The following is a 24,300-nucleotide window of genomic DNA, read 5'->3' on the forward strand; positions in this document are numbered from 1 at the left end:
GGGGCACGCGGTCACACCACCTCCAGCCGGACCCGGTCGTCGCACGGGACGTAGCCCAGCCGCTGGTAGACGCCGTTGCTGGTCGGGTTCGCCAGGTCGGTGAAGAGCAGCACCTCGCGCGCGCCGGCCGCCCGCGCCCCCTCGGTCGCGGCGTGCGTCACCCCCGCGGCGTACCCCCGGCCGCGCTCCCGCGGCGGCGTGTACACCGGGCCGATCCGGGAGGCGGAGCCGATCGGGCGGGAGAAGGCCGCCACGGACACCGGGGTGCCCGCGTGCTCCCACAACAGGAAACCGCCGTACGAGATCCGGTCGCGCAGGGCGGCCGCGGAGGCCGTGCCCGGGCTGTCGACCTCCCGGTTGAACTCCGTGACCCACTCCAGCAGCAGCGGCAGGTCGGCCTCCCGCGCGGGCCGGGCCCGCCCCGGCGGCAACGGCTGCGGGGCGGCCAGGGTCCCCAGCCGGTACAGCCGGGTCTTCTCCACGACCCGGACCGGCGCCCCCCACGCCCCGGCCAGGGTCCGCGCGTCCGCGCTGCGGGCGTCGACGCCGTCGACCCCCGCGAGCAGCGGCTCCGCGGTGAGGTCGGCCCCCAACGCCGATAAGGCCTCCGGGGGCAGCGCGCCGAGCAGCAGCGGGAACGGCGGCGTGCGCAGCAGCCCGCCGGCGACGGCCCCGTCGGGGCCGGTCCACCAGCCGAAGACGGGATCGGCGGGGCCGTGGGCGTGGGGGCCGCGCCGCTCCAGCGAATCGGCGACGGTCAGCAGGATGGTGTTGACGACGGGCTGCGCGGCCACGGCCGGGCGCGCGACGGCCAGGAAGGCCGCCAGATCATTGCTGAAGGTCCAGGTCATGACCCATCGTGCCCGGCCCCGCGGGGCGGGCGCACCGGAGTTTTCGCCGGGGGAGGGCCCGGTGGCCCGCACGGCCCGCGGCCCGCCCCGGAGTGCCCGCCCCCGAGCGCCCTACTCCAGCACGAACAGCGCGCCCGTCCCGCGCAGTCGCGCGTGGAGCTCGGCGAAGACCGCCGCCGCCCGGTCGCCCGGCCAGTCGGCCGGCAGCAGGTCGCGCGGCAGTCCCGGGTCCGCATAGGGCAGCCGCCGCCAGGTGTCCAGCGCCAGGAGGTACGTCCGGTAGGCCTCCTCCGGGTCGGGCGCGGAGCCGGGCCGCAGCGCCCGCAGGGCCGGTTCGTGCAGGTCGAGGAACTCCTCGTGCTGCTTGGCCAGCGCCGCCAGGTCCCACCAGCGGGCCACGGCCTCGGCCGTCGGGGCGAAGCCGAGGTGGCCGCCGCGGAACAGCTCCACGTACGCCGTCAGGTGCAGGCGCTCCAGCGTGTGGCCGGTCTCCCCGGCCAGGTGCGCCGGGGCGATCCAGACGCCGGGCGCGACGGCCCCGAAGCCCAGCCGGGCCAGCCGGGACCGCAGCAGGTGCCGCTTGTGCCGTTCCTGCTCCGGGACGGAGAACACCGCGACGAGCCACTCCTCCGAGACGGGAACGCGGCCGTAGATCCGCCGGTCGCCGTCCTCCAGCAGCTGGCGGGCCTCCTCGGACAGGACGTACCCGGCCGCGCCGTCCGCGGCCCGCGCGGGCTCCAGGAACCCGCGGCGTTTCAGCCGGGACACCGACGAACGGACGGAGGGCGCGTCGACTCCGGCCGCGCCCAGCAGGCGGACCAGGGCGGACACCGGTACGGGGCCCTCGAAGGACCGACCGTAGGCGCCGTAGAAGGTGACGATCAGGGATCGCGGAGTGTGCTGCTCGGCCACGGGTTCACTCTAGATCGCGCAGCCGGAACCGTTGGAGTTTGCCGGTCGCCGTCCGCGGCAGCGCCGGTAGGAAGACGAAGGAACGCGGGCACTTGTGCGGGGCCAGCTCACCGCGGACGAAGGTCCGCAGTTCCTCCTCGCCCAGCACCACCCCCTCCCGCAGCACGGTGTACGCCACCACGACCTGCCCGCGCCGCTCGTCGGGCCGGCCGACGACCGCCGCCTCCACCACGTCCGGGTGGCGCAGCATGGCCTCCTCGACCTCCGGACCCGCGATGTTGTACCCCGAGGAGATGATCATGTCGTCGGCGCGGGCGACGTACCGGAAGTAGCCCTCCGGATCGCGCACGTAGGTGTCCCCGGTCAGGTTCCAGCCGTTCCGTACGTACTCGCCCTGCCGCGGGTCGGCCAGGTAGCGGCAGCCCACCGGCCCGCGCACCGCCAGCAGGCCCGGCTCGTTGTCCGCCACCGGTCGCCCCGAAGGGTCGACCACCCGGGCCTCCCAGCCCGGCACCACCCGGCCGGTCGTACCGGGTCGGATGTCCTCGTCCGCCGCCGAGATGAAGATGTGCAGCAGTTCGGTCGCCCCGATGCCGTTGATGATCCGCAGGCCGGTGCGCTCGTACCAGGCCCGCCAGGTCGCCTCGGGCAGGTTCTCGCCCGCCGACACGCAGCGGCGCAGCGCGGACAGGTCGTAGGCGCCCGCGTCGTACGGGCCCAGGGTGTCCAGCATCGACCGGTAGGCGGTGGGCGCGGTGAACAGCACGGTCACCCGGTGTTCTGCCAGAGCGGGCAGCAGCACCCGGGGCGCCGCCTGCTCCAGCAGCAGCGCGCAGGCACCGGCCCGCAGCGGGAACACGACCAGTCCGCCCAGCCCGAAGGTGAAGCCGAGCGGGGGACTGCCCGCGAACACGTCGTCGGGGCGGGGCCGCAGCACACCGGCCGAGAAGGTGTCGGCGACGGCCAGCAGGTCCCGGTGGAAGTGCATGCAGCCCTTGGGACGGCCGGTGGTCCCGGACGTGAAAGCGATCAGCGCCACGTCGTCGGCCGAGGTCTCCACCGCCTCGTACGGCTCCGGATGGGCCTCGGCCAGCCGCAGCAGGTCGTCCGGGGCGTCACCGCCGTACGCGGTGATCCGCAGGTCCGGGACCTCCGCCTTGGCCAGGTCGTCGAGGGCGCTCACGTGACACACGGCGTGCCGCACCCGGGCCATCGCGCACACGGTGGCCAACTCCTGCGCCCGCTGCTGGGCCAGTACGGTGACGGCCACCGCGCCCGCCTTCATGACCGCCAGCCAGCACGCGGCGAGCCAGGGGCCCGTGGGGCCGCGCAACAGCACCCGGTTGCCGGGGACCACCCCCAGGTCGACGGTGAGGACGTGGGCCAGGCGGTCGACGCGCTCGCGCAGTTCCCCGTACGACCACACCTCGCCCGAGCCGCTGCGGAAGGCCGGCCGGTCCGGCCCGAACCGCGCGATCGTGGCGTCGAGCAGCTCGGCCCCGCAGTTCAGCCGGTCGGGGTAGGCCAGTTCGGGCAGTTCGAAGAGCAACTGCGGCCAGGCGTGTGCGGGCGGCAGGTGGTCCCGGGCAAAAGTGTCGGCGTGAGCCGAAGGCATGAGCTCCAAGGCGGGTTCGCCCCCTTGCAACGTCCGGATTGAGGTGGAGCCGGCCGTGCGGTCGCGTCACGAGCGTATCGTGATGGTGACGGCAGTCAACAGGACGCGATAGAACTGGGGCATTCGGATGACCGGATTCGCGCTCGGGGCGGAACAAGAGGAATGGTGCGCCCGGCTGCGCACCCTCGCACGGGAACGGCTCGGGCCGCTCGCCGAGAAGGGCGAACCCGGCCGGGTGAACCGGCCGCTGCTCGCCGCCCTCGGCGAACTGGGCCTGCTGGAGAAGGTGTTCAGCTCCGGCGCGCTGGAGCTGTGCCTGCTGCGTGAGTCCCTGGCCTACGGCTGCACCGAGGCGGAGACCGCCCTGGCCCTCCAGGGCCTCGGCGCGCACCCGGTGCTCCGCTCCGGCCGGCCGGCGCAACGGGAGCGCTGGCTGCCGGGCGTCCGGGCGGGCACGACGGTGGCGGCCTTCGCGCTCAGCGAGCCGGGTGCCGGCTCGGACGCGGCGGCCCTGGCCCTGGCGGCGGAGCCGGACGGGCCCGGCTGGCGGCTGACCGGTGCCAAGTGCTGGATCTCCAACGCCCCCGAGGCGGACTTCTACACCGTCTTCGCCCGCACGGGCGAGGCGCCCGGCGCCAAGGGCATCACCGCCTTCCTCGTCCCGGGCGACCGGGAGGGCCTCACCGGCGAGGCCCTCGACATGCTGTCGCCGCACCCGATCGGTTCCCTCGCCTTCGACGGCGTGCCCGTCGGACCCGAGGACGTCCTCGGGGAACCCGGGCAGGGCTTCCGCGTCGCGATGGGCACGCTGAACCTGTTCCGGCCGAGCGTGGGCGCGTTCGCCGTCGGAATGGCCCGGGCCGCCCTGGACGCCACCCTCGCTCACACGGCCGGCCGGACCGCGTTCGGCGGGGTCCTGGCCGACCTCCAGGCCGTCGCGCACCGGGTCGCCGAGATGGCCACCCGCACCGAGGCCGCCCGGCTGCTGGTCTACGCCGCCGCCGGAGCCCACGACCGGGGTGCGCCCGACGTGCCCCGCCGGGCGGCGATGGCCAAGCTGCTGGCCACCGAGACCGCCCAGTACGTCGTCGACCACGCCGTCCAACTGCACGGGGCGGCCGCCCTGCGCCGCGGCCACCTGCTGGAGCACCTCTACCGGGAGGTGCGGGCCCCGAGGATCTACGAGGGCGCCAGCGAGGTGCAGCGCACGATCATCGCGAAGGAGCTCTACCGGGAGGTGGCGGCCCGATGAGTCCGGAACGCGTCAACCCCCGGGAGCTGTCCCCGGCGACCGGGTTCTCGCACGCGGTCGTCGCCACCGGGGGCCGGCTCGTGTTCCTGGCGGGCCAGACCGCGCTCGACGGCGCCGGGAAGGTGGTCGGCGAGACCCTGCCCGAGCAGTTCGAGCAGGCCCTGACGAACCTCCTGACCGCCCTCGCCGCCGCGGGCGGCACGCCGGCCGACCTGGCCAGGGTCACCGTGTACGCGGCGGACGTGGCCGACTACCGGGAGCACGCGGGCGAACTGGGCCGGGTGTGGCGGCGGTTGGCGGGCCGCGACTACCCGGCGATGGCCGTGATCGGCATCGTGCGGCTGTGGGACACCGAGGCGCTGGTCGAACTGGACGGCATCGCCGTGCTGCCCTGATCCGGCCCGGGCGCCGGTGCCGGTGCCGACCCGCCCCGGACGCGGGCCCGGACGCGGCCCGGGCCCGCGTCCGGGGCGGCTTCCCCTACGCGTCCGGTCCACCTTCCAGGAGGGCGCCCATCCACTCCTCGATGCCCGCCACCGTGCGCGGTAGCGCCGAGGACATCAGGCGGGCGCCGTCCGAGGTGATGACGAGGTCGTCCTCGATGCGCACGCCGATGCCGCGCAGCTCGGCGGGGAGGGTCTCGTCGTCGGGCTGGAGGTAGAGGCCGGGTTCCACGGTGAGGACCTGGCCCTCCTCCAGGACCCCGTCCAGGTAGGTGTCGGCCCGGGCCCGCGCGCAGTCGTGGACGTCGAGCCCGAGCATGTGGCCGCTGCTGCACAGGGTGTACCGCCGGTGGAGGTCGCCCTCCGCGGCCTTCAGGACGCCCCAGTCGGCCAGTCCCTCCGCGATGACCCGCATCCCGGCCCGGTGGAAGTCCCGGAAGCTCGCGCCCGGGCGCAGCGCCGCCATGCCGGCGTCCTGGGCGGCCAGCACCAGTTCGTACACCTGCCGCTGCACCGGGGAGAAGCGTCCGGACAGGGGGAGCGTGCGGGTGATGTCGGCGGTGTAGAGGGTGTCCGTCTCGACGCCCGCGTCGAGCAGCAGCAGGTCGTCGCCGTTCAGCCGGCCGTCGTTGCGGATCCAGTGCAGCACGCAGGCGTGGGCGCCCGAGGCGGCGATCGTGTCGTAGCCGGTGCCGTTTCCCTCGGCGCGGGCGCGCAGGCCGAAGACGCCCTCGATCCAGCGCTCCCCGCGCTCGTGGGCCAGGGCCCGGGGCAGGGCCCGTACGACGTCCTCGAACCCGGCGGTCGTGTGGTCCACGGCGAGTTGGAGCTGGCCGACCTCCCAGGCGTCCTTGACCAGCCGCAGCTCCGACAGGGCGGTGGCCAGCTCGTGGTCGGTGGCGGCGTCGCGGGCCGGCGGGGTGCCGAGGGAGTCCAGGTGCGCGCAGCGGATGCCGGTCAGGAGTTCCGCCTCCGCGAGGTCGGCGCGGCGGCCGACCCAGAACTCGCCGTAGCGGCGGTCGCGGTAGAACTCCTCGTTGCCGTCGGCCCGGGGGGAGCGCGGCCGCAGGTACAGCACGGCCTCGTGGCCGCTCGGCCCGGAGGGCTCCAGCACCAGGACGTGTCCCACCTGGTCCTCGCCGGTCAGGCCGGTGAGCCAGGCGTAGGCGCTGTGCGGTCGGAAGCGGTGGTCGCAGTCGTTGGAGCGGACCTTCAACTCGCCCGCCCGTACGACGAGCCGCTCGCCCGGGAAGAGCGCCGAGAGGCGGGCCCGGCGTGCGGGGGTTACGGCGTGGGCGGGGACGCGTGCTGCGGCGGACAGCGGTGAGGCCGCCCAGTCCGCCGCCATGAAGCGGGACAACTCGCCCGATACCGGCAGGTCGTGACTGCCGATGTGGAGGCCGGAGGGGTGGTCGGTCATGGAGGCTCCCTCAAGAAGTACCGAACTGGTGGGCGCACAGGTCTTGTCAGTGCAATTTCACATTACTATGTTACAGCTCACACCTCGGCACGTTAATCCCCGTCAAACGCCGTGTGACGCAGGGCAGTTCACGCATCAAATCCCCCACCTCCCTCCCATCCAGGAGTTCCCGGTGTCCCAGCACAGAGCTGTGCGTACGTCCCTCCTCTCCGCCGCCGTGGCGGTCACCCTCCTCGCCACCGCCGGCCAGGCCGTGACCCAGGCGTCCGAGCGGGGCACCCCCGCCGCCGCGAGCGGCGCCTCCGCGCCCGCCACCTTCGGTGCGGCGGCCCCGGCCGCCACGCCGAACCCCTTCGACGAGGTCGACCGGTTCGCCAACGCCCAGGAGCAGGTGGCGGCCCCCGCCCTGGCCCCCGGCGGCAAGGCCGCGGCGGGCGGCCGGGTACCCGGCGCCGCGCCGGCCGCCTCGGCGCCGGTCTCCGCCGCCTCGTCGGAGCGTTCGGAGAAGAGCCGCAAGTCGGCCTCCGCCGATGCCGTTCCCACCGCGCGGAGCGTCGCGGCGGGCGTCCCCTGCACCCTTGACGGGATCACGAACCTCACCCCCGAGCAGTTCGCCGACTTCCTCGGCGACCAGGCCGTCCTCGCCGACGGCTGTCTGAGGGGCCTCATCTGGACGTGGGACGCCCGGCTGACGCCGGTCATGTCCGACGCCCACGTCCAGGCGGTCTCCCGCCGGATCTCGGCCCTCTCCGCCGCCCACGACGGCCGCAACTCCTCGCACCTGGAGGAGATGTTCACGTACCTGCACGCCGTCGCCTACCACGACTACGCGCGCTCCGAGATCGACGTCACCGACGCCCCGACGGTCAACGCCATGCGGCAGGCCATCGCCGACTTCGGCGCCGCCGCCCGCACCTTCGACGTCACGCGGACCAACGCCAACACCCTGCGCGAGGCCCTCTACGCGGCCAGCGCGCCCGGCCTGCGCCACCACCAGCTCGGCCTCATCAAGAAGGTCCTGGCGACCATGGACCCGGCCCACCCGGCCACCCACCTCGACTCCGCCTGGGCGGGCGCCGCGCTGGCCGCGCTCTCCGTCAACTACCTGGGCGTCTACCCGGGCAACCAGGACGCCGCCTTCCACGCGGCGGTGGCGGGCGACCCCTCGTACCGCGCCGCGTTCAAGGCCTTCGCGACCCACACGCACCTCAAGGGCACGGCGAACGCCTGGGTGGTGCGCGACGCGCTCAGCGAGTACGCCCGCTTCGGCGAGATAGCCGGCCTGCGCGCCGGCATAGCCGCCGACCTCGGCGGGATGCTGGAGCAGGTCAAGCGGGACTTCGGCAACGGCAGCGAGCAGTGGGCCAAGCTCGTCTCCTGGCTCAACCACTACGATGCCTGCAAGCCGTACGGGGTGTGCAAGGACGACATCGAGAAGCAGATCTTCCCGTACACCTACACCTACGACAACGGCGCCATCAAGGTCCGCACCGGCCTCGACCGGGCCACCGTCGACCAGCTGTACTACGCGAGCAAGCAGGTCAAGGCCCAGTACCACCGCGTGCTCGGCACCGACCAGCCGCTCGCCGGCGACCCGAACTCCACGCTGAACATCGTGCTGTACGGCTCCCGGGCCGACTACGAGAACTACCACCCGATCCTGACGGGCTACGACACCAACAACGGCGGCATCTACATCGAGAACGGCGCCACCTTCTACACCTACCAGCGCCGAGTCCCGCAGGACTCCTCGCTGACCCTGGAAGAGCTCTTCCGCCACGAGTACACGCACTACCTCAACGGCCGCTACGCCGTCCCCGGCTTCTTCGGCGAGGGCCCCTGGTACGAGGGCGACCGCACGACCGCCATGGACGAGGGCACCGCGGAGTTCTTCGACGGGGCCACCCGCGACAACGGCATCGCCGTCCGCAAGTCCCTCGTCAGGAGCATCATCGCCGACACGGCCAACGGCGGCCCGCGCATGACCGTCGAGCAGCTGCTCAACGCCACCTACGACGGCGACGGCTTCCGCTTCTACAGCTACGCGGGAACCTTCTTCGAGTTCCTGTGGACCGAGAAGCCCGCGCTGCTGCGCGAGATGTACACCCACCTGCGCGCCAACGACGTGGCGGCGTACGACTCCTGGCGCCACCGGACGGGCGCGGACACCTACCTCCAGCGCGACTACACCCGTTTCCTGGACGCCCAGATCGCCAAGGTCGACCAGCTCCACGTGCCGAACACCACCTTCACGCCGAACGACCGGCTGCGCGATTCCGCGCTCGCCTCGGTGAAGTCGACGTTCGCGACCGCCACCTACAACACCCCGGACTGCGTGGAGAACGGCGACCCCGGCAAGCGCCGCTTCACCTGCACGGGTCGGATCAGCGCGAACCTGAAGAACTGGCGCAGCGACGACCAGAACTTCAAGGACATGTCCGAGACGGTCGACTACTTCATCCTCGACCGGGCCGGCGCGGCCTCCAACAACCTGGCGGACATGAACTGCTCCTTCGGTCCGGTGGAGATCTGGACCAACAGGACGGCGGGGACCTCCTCCTACAGCTGCGAGGGCCCGCTCCGCAGCTGATCCGCACCCGGGTCGGTCCCCATCCGTACGGGGGGAGGGACCGGCCCGGGTCACCCTGGGCAACCTCTAAAGAATGTGACATATTACTGCCGTGTTCCAGACCCACTCCCCGGACGTCGTCATCATCGGCGCCGGTGTCGTCGGAGCCGCGTGCGCCTACTACGCGGCGCGCTCCGGGCTCTCCGTCGCGGTCGTCGACCGCGGCTCCGTCGCGGGCGGCACGACCGGCGCCGGGGAGGGCAACCTGCTGGTCTCCGACAAGGAGGCCGGCCCCGAACTCGACCTCGCCCTGCTCTCCACCACCCTGTGGCGCGAACTCGCCGCCGTCCTCCCGCCGGAGACGGAGTACGAGGCCAAGGGCGGCCTGGTCGTCGCGCCCGACGACACCACCCTCAAGGCCCTGCGCGGCTTCGCCGACGGCCAGCGCGCCCGCGGGGTCGTCTCCACCGAGATCGGACCGGACGCCCTCCACGACCTGGAACCCCACCTGGCCCCGGGCCTCGCGGGCGGCTTCCACTACCCGCAGGACGCCCAGGTCCAGCCGGCCCAGGCCGCGGCCCGGTTGCTGGCCGCTTCGGGGGCCGCCCTGTACCTGGGGGAGGAGGTCACCGGGATCCTCCTCGCCGACGGTGCGGCCCGCGGCGTCCGCACCCCCCGCCGCACCCTGCACGCACCGGCGGTGGTCAACGCCGCGGGCACCTGGGGCGGCGACGTCGCCGCCCTCGCCGGAACCACCCTGCCGGTCCTGCCGCGCCGCGGCTTCGTCCTCGTCACCGAACCCCTGCCCCGCGTGGTCCGCCACAAGGTCTACGCCGCCGACTACATCGCCGACGTCGCCAGCGGATCCGCCGCCCTGCAGTCCTCGGCGGTCGTGGAGGGCACCCCGGCCGGCCCCGTCCTCATCGGCGCGACCCGCGAACGCGTCGGCTTCGACCGGAGCACGTCCACCGAGGCGCTGCGGCGCCTGGCCGGCCAGGCGGCGGCCCTCTTCCCGGTCCTGGCCGACGTCCGCGTCCTGCGCACCTACCACGGCTTCCGCCCCTACCTCCCCGACCACCTCCCCGCGATCGGCCCCGACCCCCGGGTGCCCGGCCTGCTGCACGCCTGCGGCCACGAGGGGGCCGGCATCGGCCTGGCCCCCGCCACCGGCGCCCTGATCGCCGCCGCCCTCACCGCCACCACCCCACCGCTGGACCCCCACCCCTTCCGCCCGAACCGCTTCGCGTGACGGCCCGCCCGACCCCAGCCCACCCCCACCCCGCCCGGCCGGAGCCGCGGAGGGGCACCCGAGGAGCCCCCTGATGCGCACCCCCCGCTCACTGGTCGGCGGCAGCCCCACGGCCACGTACGTCCTGCGCTTCGACGGCCGAGAGCTGACCGCGCAGGCTGGCCAGAGCGTCGCGGCCGTGCTCTGGTCCGCGGGCATCCTCGCCTGGCGCACCACCCGCGACGGGGGCGCGCCCCGGGGCGCGTTCTGCGGGATCGGCAGCTGCTACGACTGCCTCGTCACCGTCAACGGCCGCCCCAACCAACGCGCCTGCCTCGTCCCCGCCCGTCCGGGCGACGTCGTCACCTCCCAGGAAGGAACCGGCCGTGCCGAACTCGCCGTCTGAGGACGCCCCCTCGCCCCCGGCCGGCGCCCCGACCCCCGCCGGCGCGGCCCCGGCCCCCTCCGCCGCCCGGGCCGCGACTCCCGCCGGCAGGACGACCGCCGACCTCGCCGTCGTCGGCGCGGGCCCCGCCGGCCTGGCCGCCACCGTGACGGCCGCGGACCTCGGCCTGCGCGTCACCGTCCTCGACGCGGGCGAGCGCCCCGGCGGCCAGTTCTACCGCCACCCCGCCCCCGGCCTCGGGGCCGCCCGGCCCGAGGCCCTGCACCACGACTGGCGGGCCTTCGCCACCCGCGAAGCCGCCCTGCGCGCCCACGAGTCGGCCGGCCGCGTCGCGTACCTCTCCTTCCACCACGTCTGGACCGTGGTCCCGGACGCCGGGGGCTGGACCCTGCACGCGGTCGCCGGCCCGGGGGAGGAGCCCGCGGCCGTCCACGCCCGGGCCGTCCTCCTGGCCACCGGTGCCCACGAGCGCCAACTGCCCTTCCCCGGCTGGACACTGCCCGGGGTCATCGGGGCCGGCGGGGCCCAGGCCATGCTCAAGGGCGGACTCGTCCTGCCCGGCCGCCGCGTCGTGGTCGCCGGGAGCGGGCCGCTGCTGCTGGCCGTGGCCGGCTCCCTCGCCGCGGCCGGGGCCACCGTCCCCGCCGTCGTCGAGGCCGGCGCGTACACCGCGTACGCGCCCCACGCCGGCGCCCTGCTGCGCAACCCCGGCAAACTCGTCGAGGGCGCCACGTACGGCGCCGCCCTGCTGCGCCACGGCATCCGGCTGCGCACCCGGCACGCCGTGACCGAGGCCCACGGCAGCGACCGGGTCGAGGCCGTCACCGTCACGCGCCTGGACCGCGACTGGCGCCCGCTGCCCGGCACCTCGCGCAGGATCCCCTGCGACGCCGTCGCCGTCGGCCACGGGCTGGTGCCCCAGTTGGAACTGGCGACCGGCCTCGGCTGCGCCACCCGCCGTTCCCCGGACGGCACCGTCGCCCTCGACCTCGACGAGGAGCAGCGCACGTCCGTCCCGGGCGTCTGGTCCGCCGGGGAGACGGGTGGCATCGGCGGCGCCGGACTCGCCCTGACCGAGGGGGAGATCGCCGCGCACACGATCGCGGGCCGGCCCGTCCCGGCCGCGCTCGTGCGCCGCCGCTCCCGACTGCGGGCCTTCGCCGGGGCGATGGCGGCGGCCCACCGCTCCGGCTCCGGCTGGACGGACTGGCTGCGCGACGGTACCGACGTGTGCCGCTGCGAGGAGGTCCCGGCCGGCCGGATCCGGGAGGCGGTCGCCGAACTCGGCGCGCGGGACGCCCGTACGGTCAAACTCCTCACCCGAGCCGGCATGGGCTGGTGCCAGGGCCGGATGTGCGGTCCGGCCGTGGCGGCGCTGGCGGGCGAGGAGCCGGCCCCGGACCGCAGGCCGCTGTCCTGCCCGGTCCCGCTGGGCCACCTGGCCGCACTGCCGCCGTCGTGCCCGCCGCGATCCCCCGGCCCCGGGGGCGAGGACCCCTCCGGCGGCTTCGGTTCAGGCCCGCGTTCCGGAGCGCTTTCCGCGGGCGACGGCTCCTGACGGCGTCCCGACCCGGCCCCTCCGGACCCTTGTGGCCGCGTCACACCCACTAGTAAAATGTCACACACCACACTAGGGAGTCACTTCATGAACCACGCGCCCACCCCCGCGCCCAGCACCGACACCCGCACCCGCCCCTGGCACGGAATCATGGTGGCCACCACCCTGCCCCTGCGCGAGGACCTCGGCGTCGACTACGACGCCTACGCCGAACACGTCCGCTGGCTGATCGCCAACGGCTGCGACGGCGTGGTCCCCAACGGCTCCCTCGGGGAATACCAGACCCTCACCGACGAGGAGCGGGCCCGCGTCGTCCGTACCGCCGTCGAGGCCGCCGGTGACGGCAGCCGCGTCATGCCGGGCGTCGCCGCCTACGGCAGCGCCGAGGCCCGCCGCTGGGCCGACCAGGCCGCCGAGGCCGGAGCGGGCTCCGTCCTGCTGCTGCCCCCCAACGCCTACCGCGCCGACGAGGCCGCCGTCCGCGCCCACTACGCGGAGGTCGCCCGCGCGGGCCTGCCCGTCGTCGCGTACAACAACCCCATCGACACCAAGGTGGACCTCGTCCCGTCCCTCTTGGCCCGCCTCCACGCCGACGGCTCCGTCGTCGCCGTCAAGGAGTTCAGCGGGGACGTACGACGCGCCTACGAGATCGCCGAACTCGCCCCGGGCCTCGACCTGCTCATCGGCGCCGACGACGTCCTCCTCGAACTCGCCCTCGCCGGCGCGGTCGGCTGGATCGCCGGATACCCCAACGCCCTGCCCGCCGCCTCCTCCACGCTCTACCGCGCGGCCGTCGCCGGCGACCTCACCACCGCGCTGCCGCTCTACAAGTCCCTGCACTCCCTGCTCCGCTGGGACTCCAAGACCGAGTTCGTCCAGGCCATCAAGCTCTCCATGGACCTGGCCGGCCGCCCCGGCGGCCCCACCCGCCCGCCGCGCTTCCCCCTCACCGGCGACGTCGAGGCCGCCGTCCGCGCCGCCACCGAGAAGGCGCTCGCCGAAGGCCTCTCCTAGGGGCTGCCGGATCCGACGCGCACGCCACGGCCCAGCTCGGCTCGGCCGACGCACCGCGCCCGCCCGGTCCCGCCCGCGCCCACCCGTTCCGTCCGTCCTGCCCGTCCGCCCGGACGGGCAGGCCCAGCCCCCAGGGAAACCCATGCGCACGCGCCACATCTACCACGCGGTGGACTCGCACACCGAGGGCATGCCGACCCGGGTCATCACCGGCGGGGTCGGGGTGATCCCCGGCGCCACCATGGCCGAGAAGCGGCTCCACTTCATGGAGCACACGGACCACGTCCGCACCCTCCTCATGTACGAGCCGCGCGGCCACGCGGCGATGAGCGGCGCGATCCTCCAGCCCCCGACCCGCCCCGACGCCGACTTCGGCGTCCTCTACATCGAGGTGTCGGGCCTGCTGCCCATGTGCGGCCACGGCACCATCGGGGTGGCCACCGTCCTGGTCGAGACCGGCATGGTCCCGGCCGTCGAACCGGTCACCACCGTCCGGCTCGACACCCCGGCCGGCCTGGTCCGCGTGGACGTACGCGTCGAGGACGGCGCGGCCACCGCCGCCACCCTCACCAACGTGCCCTCCTTCAGCGTCGGCCTCGACCTGAAGACGGAGGTTCCCGGCTTCGGCACGGTCACCTACGACCTCGCCTACGGCGGGAACTTCTACGCCTTCGTCGAACTGGACGCCCTCGCACTGCCCTTCGACCGGGCCCGCAAGGACGACCTGCTCGCCGCGGGCCTGGCCGTCATGGACGCCGTCAACGCCTCCCCGGACCGGCCCGTCCACCCCGAGGACCCCTCCATCGCGGGGCTCAAGCACGTCTACCTCGCCGCCCCCGGCTCCGACGCCCGCCGCTCCCGCCACGCCATGGCCATCCACCCCGGCTGGTTCGACCGTTCGCCGTGCGGCACGGGAACCAGCGCGCGCATGGCCCAACTGCACGCCCGCGGCCTGCTGCCGCTCGACACCGACTTCGTCAACGAGTCCTTCATCGGCACCGGGTTCACCGGCCGGCTGACCGCGCGGACCACCGTCGCCGGACTGCCCGCCGTCGTCCCCACCATCACCGGCCGGGCCTGGATCACCGGCACCGCCCAGTACTTCCTCGACCCGACCGACCCCTTCCCCGGAGGGTTCCTGCTGTGAGATCCGTACGGACCACCGACTACCACGCCGCGGGCGAGCCCTTCCGGATCGTCGACACCTCGGACCCCGGCATGGCCCCCGTGCCCGGGGACACCGTCGCGGAGCGCTGCGTCACCGCCATCGGCCCCGGCGGCTCCGGCACCGCGCCGCGCCCCGGCCCGCTGGACGACGTACGACGCCTGCTCGTGCGCGAACCGCGCGGACACGCCGGAATGTACGGCGGGTTCGTCGTGCCCCCGGACGACGACGGGGCCCACTTCGGGGTGCTGTTCTGGCACAAGGACGGCTACTCCACCGCCTGCGGCCACGGCACGATGGCGCTCGGCGCCTGGGCCGTGGACACCGGCCGGGTCCCGGCCCCGACCGACGGCGACGTCCAGGTGCGCATCGACGTGCCGTCCGGGCGGGTCCGCGCCACCGTCCACCGCGCCGACGGCCGGACCACCGGCATCACCTTCCGCAACGTCCCCGCCCGGGTCGGTGCCCGCAAGGTGCCGGTCGCCACCACCCTCGGCGTCGCCGAGGTGGACATCGCGCACGCCGGCGCCTGCTACGCCTCGGTCCGGGCCCGGGACCTCGGACTGGAGGTCACCCGAGCCGCCCTGCCCGAGCTCACCCGGGCCGGGCAGGAGATCCGGGCGGCGCTGGCCACCCACCCCGCCACCTGGCACCCGGACGGGCCGCTGCTCTCCGGGGTGTACGGGGTCATCCTCCACGAGGAGCTGCCCGACACCCCGTTCGGCCCGCACCAGCGCAACGTCACCGTCTTCGCCGACGGCCAGATCGACCGCTCGCCCTGCGGCTCCGGCACCTCGGCCCGGCTCGCGCTGCTCGCGGAGGACGGCCGGCTCGGAGCGGGCGAGGACCTGCTGCACGAGTCGGTCGTGGGTTCCGTGTTCACCGGCCGCATCCTGGAGGGCGGGGTCACCGAGGTCACCGGCGCGGCCTACCGAACCGGCGAGCACACCTTCACCGTCGACCCGTACGACGCCCTCGGCGCGGGATTCACCCTGTGAGCGCGTACGGGCCCGGGGCGCCCGCGCGACCGGGGGGTGCGCGGGCCGGGTCCGACGGCCCCGGACTCGTCCGGCTCGGAGCCGTCGAGATGGCCGGGCTCCTCACTCCCGCCGGGGCGGCCGACGCCCTCGCGGCGGTCCTGCTCGACGGCCTCGACCCGGAGACCTGCCCCCGGCGCACCGCCCTCGACGTACCCGGCGGAGAGCTGCTGCTGATGCCGGCCGCGTCCGGAGCGTACGCCGGGGTGAAGATCGCCGGAGTCGCGCCGGGCAACCCCGCCCGCGGCCTGCCCCGCATCACCGGCAGCTACCTGCTCCTCGACGGGCCCACGCTGCGCCCGCTGGCCCTCCTCGACGGCGCGGCCCTCACCACCCTGCGCACCCCCGCCGTCTCCGCCCTGGCCCTGCGTCACCTCGCACCGGTGGGACAGCCGTTGCGGCTGGTGCTGTTCGGGTCGGGACCGCAGGCCTACGGCCACCTCGAAGCGGTACTCGGGGTGCGGGACCTCGCCGAGGTGGTGGTCGTCGCCCGGGACCCGGCGCGGGCCGCGCTCCTGGTGGCGCACGCCGACTCCCTCGGCGCGGCGGCCCGTACCGGCACGGCCGGGGACGTGGCGGGCGCGGACCTGGTCGTGTGCTGCACCACGGCTCGCGAGCCCCTCTTCGACGGGCGGCTGGTGGCGCCGGGCGCGGTGGTCGTCGCCGTCGGCTCGCACGAGCCGGACGCCCGCGAGACCGACACCGCGCTCGTGCGCCGGGCGGCCGTGTACGTGGAGTCGCGTGCGGCGGCCCTGCGCGAGGCGGGCGACCTCCTGGTCCCGGAGGCGGAAGGGGCGATCGGGCCCGGTCATATCAACGGCACCCTCGCCGACCTGGTCACGGGCCGGATCGCGGTCGGCGGACGGCCGGGTTGTCCACAGCTCTTCAAGAGCGTGGGCATGGCCTGGGAGGATCTTGCCGTGGCGGTCGCGTTGTTCGAGGCCGCCGGCGGGGCAAGCGGCGAAACGTGACATTGTACGCTGTGCCTCTGCTCATCGGTGGCGGTGATGGTGTCGGGGGTCTCGGAGGAAATGCAATGGGTGACCTGAAGCAGCACAGTCTCATCAAGGCCCAGGAACGACTCCGGGACCAGGTCGGCCACGCGCTCCGAGCCGCCCTGATAGCGGGCGAGCTGCGCCCCGGCAGCGTCTACTCGGCCCCCGGTCTCGCCGCCGAACTCGGCGTCTCAGCGACACCCGTCCGCGAGGCGATGCTGGACCTGGCCCGCGAGGGCCTGGTCGAGCCGGTCCGCAACAAGGGCTTCCGGATCACCGAGGTCAGCGAACGCGACCTGGACCAGTACACCGAACTGCGCACGATGATCGAGGTCCCGACCATCGGCCGGATCACGAAGATCGCAACGGCCGAGCAGTTGGAGGCCCTGCGACCCGTCGCCGAGGAGATCGTCACCAACGCGCGGGAGCACAACCTCATCGGCTACCTGGAGGCCGACCGTCGCTTCCACCTCGACCTGCTGGCCCTGGCGGGCAACGACCGCCTGGTGGAGACGGTCGGTGACCTGCGCAAGCGCTCCCGGCTATACGGGCTGACGGGCCTCGACGAGGCGGGCAAGCTGGTCTCCTCCGCCGAGGAGCACATCGAACTGCTCGACCTGATGCTCACGGGCGACGCCGAAGCGGCCATGGAATGCATGCAGCGCCACCTCGGTCACGTCCGCTCCCTCTGGGCCCAGGGCCGCGACGAACCGGTCGGCCGCACCCCGGGCGGCCTCGGATCCGGCCTCCCGGCCTGAGGCCTGCCGTCGAAACCCGGCCGAAACCCCGTCGCGTCCGGCGTCCGGCGCGCGCTCTCGCCGCAGCGGACGAGAGCTCCGGTACGGGCGGGTTCGGCTGCTTCCGCCCGGCACGCCGAGAGCACGGCCCCGGACGCCGTGAGGCCGCCCTCCGGGCAGCGAAGGGGAGTTCGACGACAGGTCCCAGGGCCTGTCGTTCCGGGCCCCGGGGCTGACGGCAAGGTCCCACGGCCCCGCCGGAGCCGGCCCGGACCGGCCCCGGGCCGGCGGCCCACCGTTGGCTTCGGCGCTTTCGCCCCGGGCGATGGGGCGGGGCGGCATCATGGGCCCATGACCGCTCCCACCCCCGCCCGACTGCTCGCCGCGCACGTCCAGGGCGCCCTCGGAGGGGGCCCGTTCCCCGCGCCCGGCGGCTGGACGCACATGGGAGCCGTCATCTGCGACGCGAGCTTCCACGCCCGTCGGAAGTACCGGTCGACCGTCCGGCCGAGGCTCCTGCGACTCCAGGAATGGTGGCCCGACGCCACGACCGTCCGCGGATTCCGGGCGCGACTCGCCACCGAGGACCTCGCCGTCGCCATGGACTTCAACAGCCCCCGAAGGGTCGCGACGGCCCGCGCCATCACGGACCTGTTGTCCGTCCGGGGCGTGGACACCAGGGAAGACCTCCACGCCTGGCTCGACCACCGCACGAACCGTGCCGCCCTGCGCACCGTGAAGGGCGTGGGGCCGAAGACCGTCGACTACATCGGCAACCTCGTCGGCCGCTCGCAGGTCGCCGTGGACGTGCACCTGCGGACCTTCGCCGCGAACGCTGGCGTCCCGGGCCTTCCCTACGAACAACTCCGCGCCGCCTACGAGGAGGCCGCAGCGCTCCTCGGCCACGAACCCGGCGGCATGGAGCACGCCGTCTGGCGCTTCACGTCGCACGCCGGGTAGGCACAGCGCCCCGGCCCCGCCACCCGTCAACTCCCGGCTCCCGACCCGCGCCCCCGCCAACACCCGTCCAGGGAGCGGGATTTGGACACGGCTGGATAACGGGGCCGTAGAACCCTTGTCAGTGCAATTTCACATTACTATGTTACCGGTCACATCCTAAAGCGCGGCCCTTCACTGGAGTGACCCATGACCAAGCGCACCCAACTCGCCCTCGCCACAGCCGTCGTGGCCGCACTCGCACTCGGTGCCTCGGGCTGCTCCGACCCGAAGAAGGGCTCCGGCGCCGCACCCTCCGCCGCGAACCCGGCCGCAGCCAACGACGGCAAGACCCTCGGAGGCACCCCCGTCAAGGGCGGCACCCTCACCGTCCTGTCCAACCAGGACTTCGCCCACCTCGACCCCGCCCGCAACTGGGTCATGCCGACCATGGACTTCGGCACCCGCCTCCTCTACCGCACGCTCGTCACCTTCAAGGCCGAACCGGGCAAGGCGGGCAGCGAGTTGGTCCCCGACCTCGCCACCGACCTCGGCACCTCCTCCAACGGCGGCCGCACCTGGACCTTCACCCTCAAGGAGGGCGTCAAGTACGAGGACGGCTCGCCGATCAAGGCCCAGGACATCAAGTACAACGTCGAGCGTTCCTTCGCCCCCGACCTCACCGGCGGCCCCGACTACGCCGCCCAGTACCTGGCCGGCACCGAGGGGTACAAGGGCCCCCTCCAGGGCAAGCACCTCGACTCGGTGAAGACCCCGGACGACCGCACGATCGTCTTCGAACTCAAGCGCCCCGTCGCGGAGTTCTCCGCGACCGCCACCCTGCCCACCTTCGCCCCGGTCCCGCAGTCCCAGGAGAAGGGCACGCAGTACGACGCCCGCCCGTTCTCCTCCGGCCCGTACAAGATCGACTCGTACGACCGGGACAAGAAGCTCGTGCTCGTCCGCAACGAGCACTGGGACCCGCGGACCGACACCGTCCGCAAGGCCTACCCCGACAGGTTCGTCGTGGTCATGGGCCTCAAGGGCGGCCAGATCGACGACCGCATCATCGCCGGTGACGGAGCCGACGCCTCCGCCGTCCAGTACTCCGACATGCGACCCGAGAGCGCCCCCAAGGTGCTGCCCAAGCCCGACGTCAAGGCGCGGCTGCTCGCCGAGTCCCAGGGCTGTACCGAGATGCTCCACCTGAACAACTCCCGTGCGCCGTTCGACGACCCGAAGGTCCGCGAGGCCATGCAGTACGCCGTCGACAAGGAGGCCGTGGTCACCGCGGGCGGCGGTCCGGCCCTCAACGAGGTCGCCACCGCCTACCTGCCCCCGGCCCTGTCCGGCGGCAAGCAGGCCGACACCCTGAAGATCCCCGCCGCGGGCGACCCCGCCAGGGCGAAGGAACTCCTCAAGGCTGCGGGCAAGGAGACCTTGAAGGTCTCCCTCGCCGTCTCCACCGGGGACAAGGGCAAGGCGGAGGCCATCCAGCAGGGCCTGTCCCGCGCCGGCATCGAGGTCGTCATCGACACCATCGACCCGGGCGCCTACTACGACGTCATCGGCGACCTCTCCACCACCCCCGACATGTCCCTCAGCGGCTGGTGCCCCGACTACCCCTCCGGCTCCACCTGGATCCCCTTCGTCTTCGACGGCCGCACCATCAAGGACAAGGGCAACCAGGGCAACAACAGCCAGTTCCGCGACGAGGCCACCATCAAGCGGATCGACGAGATCAACGCCATGGCCGACGCCAAGCAGGCCAACCAGGCCTGGATCGACCTCGACGCCGAGATCATGAAGAAGTCCCCGTCCGTCCCGGTCCTGCTGGAGCGCAAGCCGCTCCTCGTCGGCCCGAACGTCGCGGGAGCCTACGGCCACCCCGTGTGGACCGGCACCATCGACTACGCGACCGTCGGCCTCAAGGACCCGTCGAAGAGCCAGGGCTGAGGATCCGGAGGCCTTCGACACCATGACCACCACCGCACCGGGCGCCGCCGAACAGGGACCCGCCGGACGGGGACCCGCCGACCCGGGCGACGGCCCCCCGGCCGCCCCGGACGGCACACCCGCCCCGGACGGCGCACCGCCCGAGGGCGCCGCCCGTACCCGCACCGGGGACGTCCCCCCGGGCAGCAGCCCCTGGCAGCTCGCCCGGCGGGAACTGCGCCGCCGACCCGCCGTCCGCATCAGCCTCTGCGTCGTCCTGCTCTTCGTCCTGATGGCCGTCACCGCGCCCTGGTTGGGAGCTCTCGGCGGCTGGTCCCCCGAGGAGTTCGACAAGAGCGCCGTCGACCCCTACCTCGGCGGACTGCCCCTGGGCTCCTTCGGCGGGATCAGCCCCGAGCACTGGCTCGGCGTCGAACCCGTCACCGGCCGCGACCTGTTCGCCCGCGTCGTCCACGGCGCCCAGGTCTCCCTCCTCATCGCCTTCGCCGCCACCGCGATCGTCGTGGTCACCGGCACCGCCGCGGGCATCGCCGCCGGCTACTTCGGCGGCCGCACCGACGCGGTCCTGTCCCGCCTCATGGACCTGACGATGTCCTTCCCGTCCCTCATCTTCATGATCGCGATGCTGTCCGTGGCGAAGGACGTCAACCGGATCGTCCTCATGACCGCCGTCATCGGCGTCTTCGGCTGGCCCGGCATCGCCCGCGTCGTCCGCGGCCAGACGCTCTCCCTCAAACACCGCGAGTACGTCGACGCCGCCCGCGTCGGCGGTGCGAGTTCCTGGCGGATCCTGACCCGCGACATCCTCCCAGGCGTCGCCGGCCCGGTCATCGCCTACACCACCCTCCTCATCCCCGGCATGATCAGCACCGAGGCGGCGCTGAGCTACCTCGGCGTGGGCGTGCGCCCGCCGACCCCCTCCTGGGGCCAGATGATCGCCGAGTCTGTCGCCTTCTACGAGACCGACCCCATGTACTTCGTCATCCCCAGCGTCTTCCTCTTCCTCGCGGTGCTCGCCTTCACCCTGCTCGGTGACGCCCTGCGCGACATCCTCGACCCGAGGGGCGGCCGCACGTGATCCTCTACCTCGCCCGCCGGCTGATCGCCCTGACCGGTGTCCTGCTCGCCATCGCCGCGGTCACCTTCCTCATCTTCTACGTGCTGCCCTCCGACCCGGCCGCCGCGGCCTGCGGCAAGACCTGCAGCGCCGAGCGACTGGCCGACGTACGGATCCACCTGGGCCTCGACCAGCCCGTGTGGAAACAGTTCGCCGACTTTCTCATCGGGATCTTCACCGGGCGCACCCTCGGCACCGGCCAGTACGCCGTCGCCTGTGACTTCCCCTGCCTGGGCTACTCGTACGAGAGCTCGCTGCCCGTGTGGGACCTGCTGATGGACCGGCTGCCCGTCTCCGCCTCCCTCGCCCTCGGCGCGGCCGTCCTGTGGCTGGTCCTCGGCCTCGGCGCCGGCGTCACCGCCGCCCTGCGCAAGGACACCGCGACGGACAAGGCCCTGATGGTCGGCGCCGTCGCCGCCGCGTCCCTGCCCGTCTACTTCACGTCCGTCCTGCTCATCTACGGAGTCATCCGCATCGCCGGACTCCTGCCCTACCCCACCTACCAGGCACTCACCGACGACCCGCTGGGCTGGGCCGCCAACCTGCTGCTGCCGTGGACGGCCCTCGCCCTCCTCTACGCCGCCATGTACGCCCGCCAGAGCCGCGGTTCGATGATCGAGGCGATGGCCGAGCCGTACATCCGCACGGCCCGCGCCAAGGGCATGCCCGAGCGGACCGTCGTCGTCAAACACGGGCTGCGCTCCGGCATGACCCCGATCCTGACCATCTTCGGCATGGACCTCGGCGGACTCCTCGCCGGAGCCGTGATCACCGAGTCCATCTTCGGACTGCCCGGCATCGGGCGGCTGTTCTACGGGGCGCTGGTCAGCTCCGACCAACCGGTCGTGCTCGGCGTCACCCTGCTGGCCGCCTTCTTCATCGTCGTCGCCAACCTCGCCGTCGACCTCCTGTACGCCGTCATCGATCCGAGGGTGAGGTACTGATGAGCGACGCTCCGCTCCTCGAAGTGCGCGACCTCAGCGTCACGTTCACCACCCCGCGCGGCACGGTGCGCGCCGTCGACTCGCTCGACTTCACCGTCGAGGCCGGACGCACCCTCGGCATCGTCGGCGAGTCCGGGTCCGGCAAGTCCGTCACTTCCCTCGCGGTCATGGGCCTGCACCGCGGCGCCGAGGTCGCCGGTTCCATCGCCCTGGCCGGACAGGAGCTGACGGGCCTGCCGGAGAAGCGGCTGTCGAAGCTGCGGGGCCGCCGGATGGCCATGATCTTCCAGGATCCGCTCTCCAGCCTGCACCCGTACTACACGGTCGGCGAGCAGATCGCCGAGCACTTCCGGGTGCACTTCCGGGCCGGTCGGGCCGCCGCGCGCAAACGGGCCGTCGACATGCTCGGCGAGGTCGGCATACCCGAACCGGCCCGTCGGGCGGGGGAGTACCCGCACCAGTTCTCCGGCGGCATGCGCCAGCGCGCGATGATCGCCATGGCCCTGGCGTGCGAGCCGGAGCTGCTGATCGCGGACGAGCCGACCACCGCCCTCGACGTCACCGTGCAGGCCCAGATCCTGGAGCTGATCGCCCGCCTGCAACAGGAACACGGCCTCGGTGTCGTGATGATCACCCACGACCTGGGCGTCGTCGCCCGCGTGGCCCACGAGGTGCTGGTCATGTACGGCGGCCGAGCCGTCGAACAGGCCCCGGTCGACGACCTGTTCGCCGACCCCGCCCACCCCTACACCCGCGGGCTCCTCGACTCGCTGCCCCGCCTCGACGACACCGACGACGCCCCCCTGCGCGCCATCCCCGGCTCCCCGCCCTCCCTGCTGGTCCGGGCCCCGGGCTGCGCGTTCGCCCCGCGCTGCCGACGCGCCGCCGTCGGCACCGACACCGAACGGGCCCTCTGCGCGACGCGCCGCCCCGAACTCGGCCCGTACGCGGGTCCGTACGCCGGCCCGGCACGCACGAGCGCCTGCCACCACAGCGGCCCCGCGGCCGTCCCGGAGGTTTCCCGATGAGCCCCGAAGCCACGCGTTCCGCCGGGCCGCCCACCGCCCGCCCCGACGGGTCGCAGGGGCCACTGCTGTCCGTACGGGACCTGACGATGACCTTCCCCGGGAAACGGTCGGTGACCGGCCGACGGGGCGCACCCGTCCGGGCCGTCGACGGCGTCTCCTTCGACCTGGAGGCCGGCCGCACACTGGGCCTCGTCGGGGAATCGGGCTGCGGGAAGTCCACCACCGGCCGGATGCTGGTACGACTGCTCGAACCGACCTCGGGCACCGTCACCTTCGACGGCCGGGACATCAGCCGGCTCTCCCAGGGCGCCCTGCGCCCGATCCGCAGGAACATCCAGATGGTGTTCCAGGACCCGCACTCCTCCCTCAACCCCCGCCAGACCGTGGCCCGGATCATCTCCGACCCGCTGCTGGTGCAGGGTCGCGGCGCGGCGGACGCCCGCCGCCGGGCGGCCGAACTGATGGAACTCGTCGGGCTCATCCCCGAGCACATCGACCGCTACCCGCACGAGTTCTCCGGTGGCCAGGCCCAACGCATCGGCATCGCCCGCTCGCTGGCCACCAGCCCCCGGCTGCTCATCGCCGACGAGCCGGTCTCCGCCCTCGATGTCTCCGTGCAGGCCCAGATCGTCAACCTGATGGAGCGGCTGCGCGCCGAACTGGGCCTGGCCTACGTGTTCATCGCGCACGACCTGTCCGTGGTCAAACGGGTCAGCGACCGGGTCGCCGTCATGTACCTCGGCCGGATCGTCGAGATCGGCGACAAGAAGTCCCTGTACGAGGTCCCCCAACACCCCTATACCAGGGCCCTGTTGTCCGCAGTGCCGCTGCCCGACCCGGCGGCGGAGCGTCGGCGCGAGCGGATCGTGCTGCTCGGCGACCCGCCGAGCCCGGCCGCGCCGCCCCCGGGCTGCACCTTCCACCCGCGCTGCCCCAAGGCGCAGGAACTGTGCCGCACCGAGCGGCCCCTGCTGCGGCCCGCCGCCTCGCGCGAGGTGGCCTGTCACTTCCCGGGTGACTGACGGGGATCACGGGAAGGCGCGGAGCCCCGGGGACGAGGACGTCCCCGGGGCTCCGGCGTTACCGGTGAAGCGGACGACGCGGGTCGGGCGGGACT

At 73.7% G+C, this 24,300-nt stretch carries 21 protein-coding genes; 17 read left to right on the forward strand and 4 right to left on the reverse strand.

Annotated features, from left to right (window positions below):
* Positions 1-11 precede the first annotated feature (11 nt).
* The 3 genes from ACFVS6_RS07195 to ACFVS6_RS07205 all read right to left on the reverse strand — a co-directional run bounded on the left by ACFVS6_RS07195 (position 12) and on the right by ACFVS6_RS07205 (position 3,378).
* Complete coding sequence (locus tag ACFVS6_RS07195; protein ID WP_389701429.1) at positions 12-851, reverse strand: GNAT family N-acetyltransferase; 840 nt, start codon at positions 849-851, stop codon at positions 12-14.
* Between the two features lie 111 nt (positions 852-962).
* Positions 963-1,763: a PaaX family transcriptional regulator C-terminal domain-containing protein gene (locus tag ACFVS6_RS07200; protein ID WP_389701431.1), complete on the reverse strand. Its 801-nt coding sequence runs from the start codon at positions 1,761-1,763 to the stop codon at positions 963-965.
* Positions 1,764-1,767: 4 nt separating this feature from the next.
* Entirely contained in the window at positions 1,768-3,378 is a 1,611-nt protein-coding gene (locus tag ACFVS6_RS07205; RefSeq protein WP_389701433.1) for an AMP-binding protein, read from the reverse strand.
* Between the two features lie 127 nt (positions 3,379-3,505).
* Between ACFVS6_RS07205 and ACFVS6_RS07210 the strand changes: the two genes are divergently transcribed.
* Positions 3,506-4,630: an acyl-CoA dehydrogenase family protein gene (locus ACFVS6_RS07210; RefSeq protein WP_389701435.1), complete on the forward strand. Its 1,125-nt coding sequence runs from the start codon at positions 3,506-3,508 to the stop codon at positions 4,628-4,630.
* Positions 4,627-5,025, forward strand: coding sequence for a RidA family protein (locus tag ACFVS6_RS07215; protein ID WP_389701437.1), 399 nt, complete (start codon positions 4,627-4,629; stop codon positions 5,023-5,025). The genes ACFVS6_RS07210 and ACFVS6_RS07215 overlap by 4 nt, the downstream gene beginning before the upstream one ends.
* Positions 5,026-5,110: 85 nt before the next feature.
* On the opposite strand, the gene ACFVS6_RS07220 is transcribed toward ACFVS6_RS07215, so the two are convergent.
* Positions 5,111-6,493, reverse strand: coding sequence for an aminopeptidase P family protein (locus ACFVS6_RS07220; protein ID WP_389701439.1), 1,383 nt, complete (start codon positions 6,491-6,493; stop codon positions 5,111-5,113).
* A 172-nt stretch (positions 6,494-6,665) separates the two neighbouring features.
* On the opposite strand from ACFVS6_RS07220, the gene ACFVS6_RS07225 reads away from it, so the two are divergent.
* The 15 genes from ACFVS6_RS07225 to ACFVS6_RS07295 all read left to right on the forward strand — a co-directional run bounded on the left by ACFVS6_RS07225 (position 6,666) and on the right by ACFVS6_RS07295 (position 24,205).
* Positions 6,666-9,083, forward strand: a complete 2,418-nt coding sequence (locus ACFVS6_RS07225; RefSeq protein ID WP_389701441.1) for a collagenase — start codon at positions 6,666-6,668, stop codon at positions 9,081-9,083.
* Between the two features lie 91 nt (positions 9,084-9,174).
* Positions 9,175-10,311: an NAD(P)/FAD-dependent oxidoreductase gene (locus tag ACFVS6_RS07230; RefSeq protein ID WP_389701443.1), complete on the forward strand. Its 1,137-nt coding sequence runs from the start codon at positions 9,175-9,177 to the stop codon at positions 10,309-10,311.
* A gap of 70 nt (positions 10,312-10,381) precedes the next feature.
* Positions 10,382-10,696, forward strand: coding sequence for a (2Fe-2S)-binding protein (locus ACFVS6_RS07235; RefSeq protein ID WP_389701608.1), 315 nt, complete (start codon positions 10,382-10,384; stop codon positions 10,694-10,696).
* The gene (locus ACFVS6_RS07240) at positions 10,677-12,254 is read left to right on the forward strand and encodes an FAD-dependent oxidoreductase (RefSeq protein ID WP_389701445.1); all 1,578 of its coding nucleotides are present in this window, start codon (positions 10,677-10,679) and stop codon (positions 12,252-12,254) included. The genes ACFVS6_RS07235 and ACFVS6_RS07240 overlap by 20 nt, the downstream gene beginning before the upstream one ends.
* 87 nt (positions 12,255-12,341) lie before the next feature.
* A complete protein-coding gene (locus ACFVS6_RS07245; protein ID WP_389701447.1) occupies positions 12,342-13,268 on the forward strand; it encodes a dihydrodipicolinate synthase family protein in 927 nt (308 codons plus the stop codon).
* 142 nt (positions 13,269-13,410) lie between these two features.
* Positions 13,411-14,415, forward strand: coding sequence for a proline racemase family protein (locus tag ACFVS6_RS07250; protein ID WP_389701448.1), 1,005 nt, complete (start codon positions 13,411-13,413; stop codon positions 14,413-14,415).
* Positions 14,412-15,431: a proline racemase family protein gene (locus tag ACFVS6_RS07255; protein WP_389701450.1), complete on the forward strand. Its 1,020-nt coding sequence runs from the start codon at positions 14,412-14,414 to the stop codon at positions 15,429-15,431. Before ACFVS6_RS07250 ends, ACFVS6_RS07255 begins: the two co-directional genes overlap by 4 nt.
* Positions 15,432-15,520: 89 nt before the next feature.
* Positions 15,521-16,441, forward strand: a complete 921-nt coding sequence (locus ACFVS6_RS07260; RefSeq protein ID WP_389701610.1) for an ornithine cyclodeaminase family protein — start codon at positions 15,521-15,523, stop codon at positions 16,439-16,441.
* A gap of 65 nt (positions 16,442-16,506) precedes the next feature.
* Complete coding sequence (locus ACFVS6_RS07265; RefSeq protein ID WP_389701451.1) at positions 16,507-17,223, forward strand: GntR family transcriptional regulator; 717 nt, start codon at positions 16,507-16,509, stop codon at positions 17,221-17,223.
* A 330-nt stretch (positions 17,224-17,553) separates the two neighbouring features.
* Entirely contained in the window at positions 17,554-18,162 is a 609-nt protein-coding gene (locus ACFVS6_RS07270) for a hypothetical protein (protein WP_389701453.1), read from the forward strand.
* Positions 18,163-18,348: 186 nt separating this feature from the next.
* Positions 18,349-20,094, forward strand: a complete 1,746-nt coding sequence (locus ACFVS6_RS07275; protein WP_389701455.1) for an ABC transporter substrate-binding protein — start codon at positions 18,349-18,351, stop codon at positions 20,092-20,094.
* A 22-nt stretch (positions 20,095-20,116) separates the two neighbouring features.
* On the forward strand, positions 20,117-21,172 hold the full coding sequence (locus tag ACFVS6_RS07280) for an ABC transporter permease (RefSeq protein ID WP_389701457.1): 1,056 nt from the start codon (positions 20,117-20,119) through the stop codon (positions 21,170-21,172).
* Positions 21,169-22,155: an ABC transporter permease gene (locus tag ACFVS6_RS07285; protein WP_389701459.1), complete on the forward strand. Its 987-nt coding sequence runs from the start codon at positions 21,169-21,171 to the stop codon at positions 22,153-22,155. The genes ACFVS6_RS07280 and ACFVS6_RS07285 overlap by 4 nt, the downstream gene beginning before the upstream one ends.
* Positions 22,155-23,183, forward strand: a complete 1,029-nt coding sequence (locus ACFVS6_RS07290) for an ABC transporter ATP-binding protein (RefSeq protein WP_389701460.1) — start codon at positions 22,155-22,157, stop codon at positions 23,181-23,183. The genes ACFVS6_RS07285 and ACFVS6_RS07290 overlap by 1 nt, the downstream gene beginning before the upstream one ends.
* On the forward strand, positions 23,180-24,205 hold the full coding sequence (locus tag ACFVS6_RS07295; protein ID WP_389701461.1) for an ABC transporter ATP-binding protein: 1,026 nt from the start codon (positions 23,180-23,182) through the stop codon (positions 24,203-24,205). The genes ACFVS6_RS07290 and ACFVS6_RS07295 overlap by 4 nt, the downstream gene beginning before the upstream one ends.
* Positions 24,206-24,300: the final 95 nt, after the last annotated feature.

It is taken from the genome of Streptomyces sp. NPDC057939 (genome assembly GCF_042887545.1).
Classification (GTDB): Bacteria; Actinomycetota; Actinomycetes; order Streptomycetales; family Streptomycetaceae; genus Streptomyces.

Bases quoted from the DNA above. Each gene is read 5' to 3' on its own strand.
- ACFVS6_RS07290 (WP_389701460.1), top strand. From the start codon at position 22,155: ATGAGCGACGCTCCGCTCCTCGAAGTGCGCGACCTCAGCGTCACGTTC.
- ACFVS6_RS07205 (WP_389701433.1), bottom strand. From the start codon at position 3,378: ATGCCTTCGGCTCACGCCGACACTTTTGCCCGGGACCACCTGCCGCCC.
- ACFVS6_RS07220 (WP_389701439.1), bottom strand. From the start codon at position 6,493: ATGACCGACCACCCCTCCGGCCTCCACATCGGCAGTCACGACCTGCCG.
- ACFVS6_RS07215 (WP_389701437.1), top strand. From the start codon at position 4,627: ATGAGTCCGGAACGCGTCAACCCCCGGGAGCTGTCCCCGGCGACCGGG.
- ACFVS6_RS07210 (WP_389701435.1), top strand. From the start codon at position 3,506: ATGACCGGATTCGCGCTCGGGGCGGAACAAGAGGAATGGTGCGCCCGG.
- ACFVS6_RS07245 (WP_389701447.1), top strand. From the start codon at position 12,342: ATGAACCACGCGCCCACCCCCGCGCCCAGCACCGACACCCGCACCCGC.
- ACFVS6_RS07250 (WP_389701448.1), top strand. From the start codon at position 13,411: ATGCGCACGCGCCACATCTACCACGCGGTGGACTCGCACACCGAGGGC.
- ACFVS6_RS07275 (WP_389701455.1), top strand. From the start codon at position 18,349: ATGACCAAGCGCACCCAACTCGCCCTCGCCACAGCCGTCGTGGCCGCA.
- ACFVS6_RS07270 (WP_389701453.1), top strand. From the start codon at position 17,554: ATGACCGCTCCCACCCCCGCCCGACTGCTCGCCGCGCACGTCCAGGGC.
- ACFVS6_RS07280 (WP_389701457.1), top strand. From the start codon at position 20,117: ATGACCACCACCGCACCGGGCGCCGCCGAACAGGGACCCGCCGGACGG.
- ACFVS6_RS07195 (WP_389701429.1), bottom strand. From the start codon at position 851: ATGACCTGGACCTTCAGCAATGATCTGGCGGCCTTCCTGGCCGTCGCG.
- ACFVS6_RS07260 (WP_389701610.1), top strand. From the start codon at position 15,521: ATGGCCGGGCTCCTCACTCCCGCCGGGGCGGCCGACGCCCTCGCGGCG.
- ACFVS6_RS07295 (WP_389701461.1), top strand. From the start codon at position 23,180: ATGAGCCCCGAAGCCACGCGTTCCGCCGGGCCGCCCACCGCCCGCCCC.
- ACFVS6_RS07265 (WP_389701451.1), top strand. From the start codon at position 16,507: ATGGGTGACCTGAAGCAGCACAGTCTCATCAAGGCCCAGGAACGACTC.